This is a genomic window from Limnohabitans sp. (genome assembly GCF_031539175.1).
Taxonomy (GTDB): domain Bacteria; phylum Pseudomonadota; class Gammaproteobacteria; order Burkholderiales; family Burkholderiaceae_C; genus Limnohabitans.
This window is the reverse complement of sequence record NZ_JAVKLQ010000078.1, coordinates 1-10,350: the sequence shown is the minus strand read 5'-3', so window position 1 is coordinate 10,350 and position 10,350 is coordinate 1. Positions and strand designations below refer to the sequence as shown.

General features: G+C 52.8%; 12 protein-coding genes. 7 read left to right on the top strand and 5 right to left on the bottom strand.

Going from position 1 to position 10,350, the window contains the following annotated elements; all coding sequences use genetic code 11:
• The first annotated feature begins 140 nt into the window (after positions 1 to 140).
• Complete coding sequence (locus RMS95_RS14460) at positions 141 to 569, top strand: helix-turn-helix domain-containing protein (RefSeq protein ID WP_310646899.1); 429 nt, start codon at positions 141 to 143, stop codon at positions 567 to 569.
• Positions 570 to 621: 52 nt separating this feature from the next.
• On the opposite strand, the gene RMS95_RS14455 is transcribed toward RMS95_RS14460, so the two are convergent.
• On the bottom strand, positions 622 to 771 hold the full coding sequence (locus RMS95_RS14455; protein WP_310646898.1) for a hypothetical protein: 150 nt from the start codon (positions 769 to 771) through the stop codon (positions 622 to 624).
• Between the two features lie 390 nt (positions 772 to 1,161).
• On the opposite strand from RMS95_RS14455, the gene RMS95_RS14450 reads away from it, so the two are divergent.
• The gene (locus RMS95_RS14450) at positions 1,162 to 1,596 is read left to right on the top strand and encodes a host attachment protein (RefSeq protein ID WP_310646897.1); all 435 of its coding nucleotides are present in this window, start codon (positions 1,162 to 1,164) and stop codon (positions 1,594 to 1,596) included.
• A gap of 39 nt (positions 1,597 to 1,635) precedes the next feature.
• Here RMS95_RS14450 and RMS95_RS14445 read toward each other — a convergent pair whose 3' ends face one another.
• Both RMS95_RS14445 and RMS95_RS14440 read right to left on the bottom strand, forming a co-directional pair.
• A complete protein-coding gene (locus RMS95_RS14445; RefSeq protein WP_310646900.1) occupies positions 1,636 to 2,484 on the bottom strand; it encodes a YgcG family protein in 849 nt (282 codons plus the stop codon).
• A complete protein-coding gene (locus RMS95_RS14440) occupies positions 2,484 to 3,128 on the bottom strand; it encodes a LemA family protein (protein ID WP_310646896.1) in 645 nt (214 codons plus the stop codon). Before RMS95_RS14440 ends, RMS95_RS14445 begins: the two co-directional genes overlap by 1 nt.
• A 276-nt stretch (positions 3,129 to 3,404) precedes the next feature.
• Between RMS95_RS14440 and RMS95_RS14435 the strand changes: the two genes are divergently transcribed.
• The 5 genes from RMS95_RS14435 (at position 3,405) to RMS95_RS14415 (ending at position 8,441) form a co-directional block, all read left to right on the top strand.
• Positions 3,405 to 4,055, top strand: a complete 651-nt coding sequence (locus RMS95_RS14435; protein ID WP_310646895.1) for a BON domain-containing protein — start codon at positions 3,405 to 3,407, stop codon at positions 4,053 to 4,055.
• A gap of 37 nt (positions 4,056 to 4,092) precedes the next feature.
• A complete protein-coding gene (locus RMS95_RS14430; protein WP_310646894.1) occupies positions 4,093 to 4,746 on the top strand; it encodes a dienelactone hydrolase family protein in 654 nt (217 codons plus the stop codon).
• 211 nt (positions 4,747 to 4,957) lie between these two features.
• Entirely contained in the window at positions 4,958 to 6,061 is a 1,104-nt protein-coding gene (locus RMS95_RS14425) for a ribonucleotide reductase N-terminal alpha domain-containing protein (protein ID WP_310646893.1), read from the top strand.
• Positions 6,033 to 6,809 (top strand): hypothetical protein, encoded by a 777-nt coding sequence (locus RMS95_RS14420; protein WP_310646892.1) that lies wholly within the window; start codon positions 6,033 to 6,035, stop codon positions 6,807 to 6,809. Before RMS95_RS14425 ends, RMS95_RS14420 begins: the two co-directional genes overlap by 29 nt.
• Before the next feature lie 183 nt (positions 6,810 to 6,992).
• Positions 6,993 to 8,441: an EAL domain-containing protein gene (locus tag RMS95_RS14415; RefSeq protein WP_310646891.1), complete on the top strand. Its 1,449-nt coding sequence runs from the start codon at positions 6,993 to 6,995 to the stop codon at positions 8,439 to 8,441.
• Between the two features lie 124 nt (positions 8,442 to 8,565).
• Here RMS95_RS14415 and RMS95_RS14410 read toward each other — a convergent pair whose 3' ends face one another.
• Complete coding sequence (locus tag RMS95_RS14410; protein WP_310646890.1) at positions 8,566 to 9,051, bottom strand: hypothetical protein; 486 nt, start codon at positions 9,049 to 9,051, stop codon at positions 8,566 to 8,568.
• Positions 9,048 to 10,127 carry a S8 family serine peptidase gene (locus RMS95_RS14405; RefSeq protein WP_310646889.1) on the bottom strand — a complete coding sequence of 360 codons (1,080 nt, stop codon included), beginning with the start codon at positions 10,125 to 10,127 and terminating at the stop codon, positions 9,048 to 9,050. The genes RMS95_RS14410 and RMS95_RS14405 overlap by 4 nt, the downstream gene beginning before the upstream one ends.
• Positions 10,128 to 10,350 lie beyond the last annotated feature (223 nt).

Sequence of the window (10,350 nt, the reverse complement as noted above, 5' to 3'; positions counted from 1 at the left end):
CGGATACCACCGGCTCAATTCGCGCAGCAGCATAGGATTAATTCAAATGCTGCTGCAAATACAAACCATCAAGTTTTGGAATAACCTTGACACATCGGACTAACTTCTAATTCAGTGGTACGGCTAGTGGGGGCAGGTCAATGTCATTGCTTGCCACACGCATCATGATGGAAGAGATGGCAAAGAATATCTCATGCCGCACATTCCATACTGTGATCCAACAAGTGACACGATGGTTGATTAACTATGGTCAAGGCGATTCCATTGAAACCATCACCATCACACACAGCGATTTGGCTGATGCGCTGGGGGTGCGGCGTGAGGCTGTCACGCTTGCGTTGAACCAAGTGGAGCAACAAGGGTGTGTCAGTTTGAATAGGGGACACATAAAAGTCAAAGACTATCAGCTGTTAAAAAACTTAGCATGCGATTGCAATTCTGAACCGACATTGAACAAAATATGGGGCGATCAAGAACTGTCAAATATTAAAGATTTGCCTTCTAAGCTTAAAAGTATCAATTCACTCTCGTTGATAAAGCCCAAATCTTTTGACAATGGTTCTACTTGAAGATATTGGGTCTTGCGATGATGAGTCAAGCTTGACCGAGTCTCTGGCGACCTCAATCTTCGGCATCAAATCGGATTGAGTCAGAGCTTCTTGCTGCACCGATCGCTTGCCGGGCGCGTTCAATTGCTTTTAATTCTGATACTTCAGAACTCAAGAAAATCACCATTTGGGTGAGTTGAATGAGTTCTGCACGCATTTCCATCAGTAGTTCTCGATCTGTCTTCAATTCAAAACTCCTGCATGCTCAGAACGTCAATTCAATTTGAAAAGGGGCCGGGTTTTATATACAACCCGATTGCTTAATTCAAGGGCGGTATCACAAAAATCATCATGGAGTGACACATTCATGAGTGTAGCTTTTCATTGAAGATCGATATAAGTAAATTATCAAATATGGAATAAGTTAAGGCATATTCGGATGGGTAAAACTGCTTTCAAAGCATGAATTGCATTCTCAATGTGTCGATGCCGTTCGCTCAAATCGCTAGGTATTAAAGGAACAGCGCCCTGACGCATATACCTTTGGATGAATTGACCGCTTCCGACCGGCTATGAAAAATTCAAAAGAATTTTTTATTCAAAGGAGCCGCGTATGACCTCGCATAAAGCCATCTTGGTGGCCAATTCATTTGTCGCTCGTTTGTTTGAGCAAAGTCATCTGCAGCAGCCTTGGGTTGAAACACGCGACTGGTGGCATGCGGAAGGTCGAATGCATGCGCGCGAGCTGGAGCGTGCACCGCTGGGGCATTCATTGGCTGGACGCGCGGGCTTGGCCCCGCACATCGATATCCGTCACCGTGAGCGTGCGGAGTTTGCCCATGATTTGGCGCTCGACTTGCACGAGGCATGGGCTACGGAAAAATGGCATGCGCTTGAAATTTTTGCGTCTAACCCTTTTTTAGGGGAGCTGCTCGCGCATCTGCGCCCTGACATCAAAAATATCGTGCACGCCACGCATCCGTTGGATTGGACGTCTTTGTCTGCTGGTGAAATGGAAAAACGCTGGCGCAAAGCGTTCAAGGTGTGATCGTGCGGACATGCAGACATGGCTGTGGCACAGAGCGACTCACCATCGGCCAGATGCGCCGCCACCGCCAAATCCGCCGCCTCCGCCTCCTCTGAATCCTCCCCCTGGGCCGCCACGGCCACCGTATCTGGCTCTGAGCAATCCTGTGATACCTAGCCACGTGGTCAGCATCGTGACCACGCTCGCGGTCAGGGCCAGTGACAACACGCCCAGCACAAACCAAGTGGCTGTGCCGACAAGGGCTGCTGTCATGATTGATCCAGCACCACGGCCAAAGATGGCCCGCAAGACGAACCCGAGGAGGGCGCCTGCCACGAGGATCCCAGTCAGGTCGGTCAAAGCTTCTGCGCTTTTGTCTGACGCAGGTGCGGGCAGCGGTTCGCCCTCTATGACGCGCATCATGCGCTGCACGCCTGCCGCGATGCCGCCTTCAAAGTCTTGTTGGCGAAACCTAGGGCTGATGAGCTCTTCGATGATGCGTTTGCAGGTGGCGTCGTTCAAGGCACCTTCAAGCCCGTAGCCCACCTCAATCCGAACAGTACGGTCGTTTTTGGCGATCACCAATATGGCGCCGTCATCGACTTTTTTACGCCCTAATTGCCACTGTTCAGCGACGCGCAAGGCGTATTGTTCAATGGTTTCGGGTTGGGTTGTGGCGACCAGCAAAACAGCTACTTGGCTGCCTTTGCGTAATTCAAATGCGGCCAATGACGCTTCTATTTGTTGTTGCTGTGCCTCGGTGAGTGTGTGGGTTTGATCGATGATGTGGCCGGTCAAGGGCGGAATCGGTACTTGAGCGTTGCTGAGTGCCGAACTCAAGCCGCCACAAAATACGAACAGCCAAGTCACCCACCTCGTGGCGGACGCGCTGGCGGCTGCGCGCCACATCACGGTGTGGCGCCTGAACTGGGGACTCGAGGTGCGTTGCCCCGAGGTTCGAAATTGACAACGGGTGGTTTGGCAATCGCTTGTTCGTTCTCGACCGAGAAATTCGGTTTTTCTTTGTAGCCCAGCACCCAAGCGGTGATATTAGACGGGAAGGAATGCACGGTGACGTTGTAGTCTTGAACGGCTTGGATGTAGCGATTACGTGCCACCGTGATGCGGTTTTCGGTGCCTTCGAGTTGGGCCTGCAAGTCAATAAACCCCTGATTTGCGCGCAATGTGGGGTAGTTTTCTGCCACCACCAAGAGCCGCGATAAAGAGCTTGATACATCCTTCTGGGCTTGCTGGAATTTTTGAAAAGCTTGCGCATCGTTCACCAGTTCAGGCGATGCCTGTATGGCCGTGGCTTTGGCGCGCGCGTCAACGACCGCCTGCAACGTACTTTGCTCGAAGTCGGCTTGGCCTTTGACCACGTTGACCAGATTAGGGATCAAGTCGGCCCTGCGTTGGTATTGGCTGAGCACCTCAGACCAGCTGGCTTTGACCTGCTCGTTGCCGCTTTGGAAGCGGTTGTAGCCACATCCACTCAAGCTCAATGTGGTGACCATGAATAACAAAGTGATCCATCGGTGAAGTGCTGATGTCATGACATACCTCAAACGGTGATTGACTGGGCATTGCGGCATCGCAATAGGTATTGCCAGATTAAGCACATCGACCAAATGGCACTGTGCGTTGGCAGACGTTTCAGGCCATCTTCTGCATCAAGTGATGAACTGTGGTTTGTGGCACAGACGTGAACACGTTGTCTCTCAACAATGGCTGGGCCCTTGCATCCAGCTTCTAGGCAAGTGGTGTCGTCCCCGTTTTTTCTTCAGGGGGATTTTGTGATGGGAAGCGGACTGAATCATGGGAAGAAACGTATGAAAACTGACAAGCAATTGCAAAAAGATGTCATGGCCGAACTGTCTTGGGAGTCTTCGATCAATGCGGCACACATCGGTGTGGAGGTCGAGCAAGGTGTGGTGACTTTGTCGGGCTACGTCGACAACTTGGCGCAAAAGTGGGCTGCCGAACGGGTGGTCAAGCGGGTCGGCGGTGTCCGTGCCGTGGCTTTTGATTTGGCTGTGAGATTGGCTGGCGCAGACAGACGTACCGACACCGACGTTGCGCTCGCCGTTGTGAATGTCTTAGATGGCGCCAGTACGATTCCAAAAGGCGCGATTCAGGTGACCGCAGAGGATGGGGTGGCCACCTTACGCGGTGAGGTGATCTGGGACCATCAACGACAAACAGCCGAGTCCTTGGTGCGCGGATTGCATGGTGTTGCCAATGTGATCAATATGGTTTCGATCAAGCCCAAGGTCAGCTTGATGGCCGTCAGGTCTGAGATTGAAGCCGCCCTCAAGCGTCGCGCGCATTTGGATGCGCAAGACATCCACATCACGGTCGAGGGCGATGCCATCACCCTTAGTGGAAAAGTTCATCACTGGATTGAGAAAAATTTGGCCATTCATTCTGCATGGAGCACGCCTGGGGTTCGCTCTGTGATCGACAAGTTGGTGTTCGTTTGAGTCTCTGTGTGGACCTTTGAATTTTCAAAGACGGTTGATGAAAATCCCAATGAAAGAGCTCGAGCACATCGACCTCAACGGCGTGACGCTGGAGGGGCTGTTGTCCTTGCCGCCAGATGCGAAAGGCTTGGTGCTGTTTGCGCATGGTAGCGGCAGCAGTCGACACAGTCCACGCAACAACTTTGTGGCTCAAGTGTTGTGCGATCACGGTTTTGGCACATTGCTGACCGACTTGCTCACCTCAGAAGAAGATGAAGATACTGCCGCGCGTTTTGACATCCACTTACTGAGTGAGCGGTTGGTCGGTGTGACCCGTTGGGTGCGCCATCATGCCTTCACGAAGCATTTGCCCATTGGGTACTTTGGGGCCAGCACGGGTGCAGCGGCTGCTTTGTGTGCGGCAGCCAGTCTGGTGCCCTTGGTGCAGGCTGTGGTGTCGCGCGGTGGGCGACCCGATTTGGCGGGGGCCAAGGTGCTGGCGCAAGTGGATTGCCCGACCTTGCTGCTGGTGGGGAGTTTGGATGAGGATGTGTTGGCGCTGAACCGACAGGCCGCGAGCCTAATGTCATGTGAGGTTCATTTGACCATCGTGCCTGGCGCCACCCATCTGTTTGAAGAACCGGGCACGCTAGAGGCTGTGGCTCGGCATGCCACCCAATGGTTTACACAACATTTGCGCATCAAGCATTGAGAGGCTCTTTTTGCAGGTCTGCGGTCAGTGCTGTCAGGGCTTGGGCATCTAGCGTTTCATGTTGTTGCAGTTCTTGTGCGGACAGCGATTTTTGGTGGGCGCTGAATGGTGTTACCCAGCGAGCAGATGTCCCGTGTCACGATCCAAACTTTGATGCATTACTTGGTTTGAGGTAGTGCATGGACAGGCGGTTTGCGTTGCAATGGGCGGCATGATCTTTACAGTGTCGTCGAGTGAATTGACCCCGCAGCCTTTGAGTTTGGCGGTCTTGCAGCAAAAGTACCTGCAGCCTGGCGAAACCCATGTGAACGATGTGTTTGAGCGCGTGGCCAAAGCCATGGCCTCGGTGGAAGTGCGTGATCAGCGTGTTCACATGGAGGCGGTGTTTCTCCAGCAGTTAAAAGCAGGTGCGATTGGGGCGGGGCGCATCATGGCGGGCGCAGGCACGGACCAGCCCGTGACGTGGGTCAATTGTTTTGTTCAACCCGTGGGAGATTGCCTGAGGGGACGCGACGCGTCGGGTTACCCAGGCATTCACGATGCCATGGCACAAGCGGTCGAAACATTGCGTCGTGGCGGTGGTGTGGGTTATGACTTTTCGCGCATCCGACCGCAAGGGGCGCGCATCAATGGCATGGGTTTGGGGGCGTCGGGTCCTTGTCACTTTATCGAGGCGTTTGACAAGGCGTGTGTAGCGCTGCAAACCACAGGCGCTCGGCGCGGCGCGCAGATGGCGGTGCTGCGCTGTGACCATCCTGATGTGTTGGATTTTATTGCCGCCAAACAAACACCAGACACGTGGTCTAGTTTCAATGTGTCGGTGGGTGTGACGGACGATTTCATGCGTGCGGTGGCGCGCGGCGAGTCGTGGGAGTTGGTGCATGCCATGTCACCAAGGGGGACATGGCATGCCAGTTCTGCTTCGACCTTTGTGCCTTACACCCGTGGTGATGGTCGATGGGTGTATCAAAGATTGCCTGCCCGAACGCTTTGGGCCGCCATGGCCCACGCCGCACATCGGAGTGCCGAGCCGGGGCTGCTGTTTCTCGACACCATTGACCGAGACAACAACCTGCGTGCGATTGAAACCATTGACGCTACCAACCCTTGTGGCGAGCAGCCGCTGCCGTCTTATGGGGGCTGCGTGTTGGGGCCCCTGATCTTGCCCGCATTTGTGCGCCACCCTTTTTGCACCTCAGGCACAGAAGCTGCGGCTGCGTTCGACATGGTGGCATTTGCCCAAGCCGTGCGTTGGCAGGTACGCGCTTTGGACAATCTGCTCGATATTGCCCGTTGCCCGTTGGCCGTTGTCTGAGCAGGCCCGTGAGGCGCATGCCAAGCGGCGCATCGGTATTGGTTTTACAGGGCTGGCAGACACCCTGATCATGTTAGGTCTGCGTTATGACCAACCTGAAGGACGCCAGATGGCGCAACGTATTGCACAGAGTTTGCGCGACAACGCCTACGCCGCATCGGTGGCCTTGGCCAAAGAGCGGGGCGCGTATCCGTTGTTTGATGTTGATATTTGCCTGACGGCGGGCACGTTTGCAAGTCGGCTTTCTCCGGCGTTGCGTGCGTTGATTCGCAAGCACGGCCTGCGTAACAGCCATTTACTGTCGATCGCCCCCACCGGCAGTGTGAGCTTGGCGTTTGCCGATAACACCTCCGCGGGAATAGAGCCTGTTTTCGATTGGACCTACACACGTCATGTTCATGCACCTGATGGACACCGTCACCGCTTCGAAGCCCAAGATCACGCTTGGCGCGTGTACCAACGTTTGGGGCGATCAGAACCGTTGCCATCCTCGTTTGTGACCGCTTTACAGATACGGCCTGAAGATCACATTGCCATGGTCGCTGACGTACAACCCTTCATTGACGGTGGAATTTCCAAAACGCTGAATTTGTCAGCCGAAACAAGTGCCGAGACTGTGGCTGCCTTGTTCATGCAGGCTTGGCATGACGGTCTCAAAGGGTTGGCTATCTTCCGGCCTAACCGGATTCGCTGCGGCGTGTTTGAACCAGGGCCTGAGCCGCCATGCGCTAGTCAGCGAAAAATATGATGATTTATGTGGTAATTGTTAATTTAATGCGTAAAGATTAAAAAATACCAATTTAAACTAATACTTAACAGTTATCTGTGTAATACTCTTGCCAATCTTTTTAACCCAGAGTGCCTACCTAGACATTGCATGTCAATGGCACGAACAGGGTTAGACGTGATATCGAATGGGTAGGAGTTAGAGATGAAACACACGGAACATGATCAAGTGGCTCAGCGCGCAAAGGTGCGGTATCGCCCTCAAATCGCCATCACGCTGGCGCTGGCTGCGATCCTTGTCTGTGTGTTTGGGTTTTTTAACTTGCGCAGTGCCTTGATCGAGAGCAAAGAGCAACTGGCGGCTTCTTTTGCGCAGCGCATCCTCTCCGCTTTGATGCTCAACGATGAACAGCAAGTGGCCTCGTTGATGAAGTCTTTAGAGGGGATTCCTGGGGTGCAAGTCGCCGAACTGGTGGCCAACAATGGTCAGACGCTGGCGAGCTACTCACGTTCAGGGCAGCCGGTTGATTACGCTCAGCAAGCACAGTTTGAGTTGGCCACCCATTTGGATGACAACAAGCTCCACATCATGGTGCCTGTGTCGTTTGATACCCAAATTATTGCCAATTTGTATTTGTCGATCGATTTGTGGGCTTCATGCGCGCCTTATTTGGTGTGGCTTGGGAGCGCCTTGTTTGTTTTTGCAGCTCTGTATGTGCTGGTCAAGCAGCGCAACATCAAAATCCGAATTGAAAAAATCACAGATCCCTCTTCATCAGGCGGCGGTGGCGCCACATTCAATGTGGACAACGCGATGCGTCAAGCATTGGAAGAGGCTGACATCACGTTGAAGTATTTGCCGATCATGCGTTTGGCTGACAAGGGCTTGTTCGGCGTTGAAGTGCTTGTGAGTTGGTTGCACCCATCGGGGCAGCGACTGAATATTTCGCCTGCAGACTTCATCGCGTTGGCTGAACAAAGCGGTATGTTTTTACCTTTTGGCTCTTGGGTCATGACAACCGCTTGTCAGCAAGCGTCGGTTTGGCACCATCAGCACGGCCCCTTGGCCTTGTCTTTGAACTTGTCAGCCAGTCAGTTACAAAACGCCGCGTTGTTGGAGCAAATTCACGACACATGTAAGGCCACTCAATTCCCGCATCAATTCATTGAATTTGAAGTGAATGAGTCGCTGTTGTTGCGCCAGCCTGAACTGATGAAGCAAGCTGTTCAAAACTTTGTCGACAAAGGCATGAGTTTGACTTTGGATCGATTCGGCTCAACCCATCAATCTGTGGCGTTGTTGCAAAGTCTGCCGATTCGCAAAATCAAGCTAGATCACAAAATGTTAGATGTTGTCTCAGAAGATGCTGAATTAAGCAGCACGCTACACATGATGACGGCTTTCGCGATCTCGATGAATGTCAACGTCATGGTGGATGGTGTCAATTCTGCTGAGCAACGTCAGTCTTTGCATGCGATGGGATGCGTTTTGGGGCAGGGAACTGACTGCGGTGGAGCAATGTCTGCAGACGATTTTTCAGCGTTTTTAGCCCATCGTTCTTTGATTGGGCCTGTGCCGATGCCCTATGTTCCAGAGCAAGCCCAACCCCAGCTTGAAGCTCATTTTCTACCGACATCAACAATCACGGCTTAATTGAAAAAGCCCCTGTGAGGGGCTTTTTAACGTGTCTGAATAAATGTTGAGTGACTTGCGAATAACGAATGGGATCGGGGTGCTGCCTTTGCCAAGTGCCGCTCGCATCTACGCATTCGAAAGTTTAAAAGCAGGGTAAAACCTTGTCCGTATCTATTGGCTGAGATAAGTAGCCCACCGCTGGGAAATGGCGGCTAATGCACGCACGCATTTGTTGCTCATCCGTGACCAAGTGAAGGTTACTCTGAACGATCGAGCTTTTACGAGCCAAGGCTTGAATGGCTGAAGGCTGTAATCCGAGGGATTGCAGCGCGGCTAGACTGAGTGCGTCTTGACCAGGCATAAAACAGGCCGAAAGTGGCAGTGCACCCACGCGCACGGGAACCCCCGAGTAGATGTCGATCAAATCACGAATGGAGACGCCAATGACGTCTGGCCCCGCATTCATCGATGCCAATGAAAACTGTTCTGAAGCATCTGCCACATTTTGTGGGTCCGTATTGCCGGTTCGTGAGCAGTGCCAAATCGGATCCGCCCATAAGGTGGTCGCGCAAGTCAAAAGGGCCCAAGTGCTTAGGCCACGGATTAAACGCTTAGATGTGAATTTCATGGCTGCAACATGGCGGTGTTGGCCGTCAAGCCCTTTGGCGCGCAATCAGGGCATTTGTCGCTTTGTTGAACATTGCGCAAAAATTTTGGCAGCTCTTGCCAAAAATCAGCAGGTGACCTGTCGGGCCGCTGTGAAAGCCACAAGGAAACAAACCCTGAAACAACAGGGGCGGCAAAGCTGGTTCCGACGCCTCGAAACTCTGTCATGGCTCGTTCCGTGCCAAAGAAATCTAAATCGTAGGTGGCAATTTTGAGCTTGTTGACACTCCAAGGCTCATCGCTGCTCAGCTTTTTCCCGCCACCAGGGGCATACACAACCGTACGTTTGTCTAGCGCAGAATAGACTTCAATTCGATTTTCCGCATCGACGGCGCCGACAGAAATAACGCCTTGGCAGTTGGCGGGTTCGGGTAAGGGTTTTTGAAAATTGTTGCCAGCGGCGGCCACGATGAAGATTTTTCGCTCAGTGAGTGTCTGTATGAGCTGCTGGAGGTCTGGGCCGCACACAGGACTACCGCCTGCCAAGCTTAAATTGATGATGCGTGCTGGGTTGGCGTTGAGCGGAACGCCAGCTACGGGTAAACCGGCTGCCCAAGCAATGGCGTCGAGCAAATCTTTGCGACTCATGCCGCAGGCGCCAAACAAGCGAACGGGTAATACACGGGCAGCGGTGTTCACGCCAAAAACCCCATCGGTCCCGTTGCCCGCGACCAAGCTGGCGACTTCTGTACCGTGTGTGCGAAAGGCGGCAGACATTAATTTATTTCCGCAACGTGCTTCGCGTTCATCTGGACTGAAGTTGGGTGAGCGCCCGCCACGTAAATTGTTCGGCGGCGAGAGCATGTCATAGCCTGGGAGCAATACGCCTGCCAAGCTCGGGTGATCGGCAATCACGCCGCTGTCAATGACGGCAACGACGATCGTGCTCAAACCGGGTTTGACGTTGTTGGTGTTGATTGCCGCTGGGGCGGGTTGCTTCGGGCGGGCAACCCCTAAATGCCACGGCGTCTCTTGCGCCATGGCCGCGCTAATGGCTAGCGTCAATGTCGCAATGAGAAATGAACCGTAACGCAGCATCGTGTTCCCTTGTTGTTGGAATAAGTAAATTAAATAATATTTATTATTTCGTGTTAATTTTAAACAAAATAGCTAATTAATTTTAAGGCGGATTCAAGGACGAAGTGCAACACGCTTTAACGAGGCATGGAATACCTCGTGAGGTGTCTTGAATCCTAGTCGCTTTCTGGGGCGATGATTCAATCGGTTTTCAATCATAGTCAATTCCTCATCCGTCACGGTT